The sequence below is a fragment of the Oleiphilus sp. HI0066 genome, assembly GCF_001635725.1.
This window is the reverse complement of record NZ_LWFH01000857.1, coordinates 1-672: the sequence shown is the minus strand read 5'-3', so window position 1 is coordinate 672 and position 672 is coordinate 1. Positions and strand designations below refer to the sequence as shown.

Here is a 672-nt window from a genome sequence, read left to right as displayed (position 1 = left end):
ATTTTTAAATTTCATGATTTGACCTCCCTGAAAACTAAGGCCAATAATAAAATTTATAACGACACGTCATGTCGTTCGAAACAAATTAGGGGAAAGTGGCGCGGCTGGGAGGATTCGAACCTCCGACCGCCTGGTTCGTAGCCAGGTACTCTATCCAGCTGAGCTACAGCCGCGCAATGGTTCGGTCATAAACCGAAACACTTGATTAAAAGGGGTGTGGCACGGCTGGTAGGATTCGAACCTACGACCACCTGGTTCGAAGCCAGATACTCTATCCAACTGAGCTACAGCCGCATCTTATAAAAATCAAGGTACAACTTAAGGTAGGTTTGAAGTGGCGCGGCTGGGAGGATTCGAACCTCCGACCGCCTGGTTCGTAGCCAGGTACTCTATCCAGCTGAGCTACAGCCGCGTATCTTCAAAAAGGTGTCATGGCGGAGAGAGAGGGATTCGAACCCTCGATGGGCGTAAACCCATACACCCTTAGCAGGGGTGCGCCTTCAGCCACTCGGCCATCTCTCCAGACGCGGCGTATAATACCAAAAAAATATTAAATGCCAAGCGCCAATTTCGTTTATTTCCTGTTTTTTCAGAGGATCGATCAGGGAATAAACGATTCGCCTAATTACTCATCAGAACCCGAAGTATCGGACTTCTCTTTCTGGATTCTTT

4 tRNA genes are annotated in these 672 nt (G+C 48.1%); all 4 read right to left on the bottom strand.

Going from position 1 to position 672, the window contains the following annotated elements:
• Nucleotides 1-96: 96 nt before the first annotated feature.
• Nucleotides 97-173, bottom strand: a tRNA-Arg gene (locus A3738_RS09940).
• 44 nt (nt 174-217) lie between these two features.
• Nucleotides 218-294 (bottom strand) — tRNA-Arg (locus tag A3738_RS09935).
• Between the two features lie 41 nt (nt 295-335).
• A tRNA-Arg gene (locus tag A3738_RS09930) sits at nt 336-412 on the bottom strand.
• Nucleotides 413-432: 20 nt separating this feature from the next.
• Nucleotides 433-522, bottom strand: a tRNA-Ser gene (locus A3738_RS09925).
• Between the last annotated feature and the right edge of the window lie 150 nt (nt 523-672).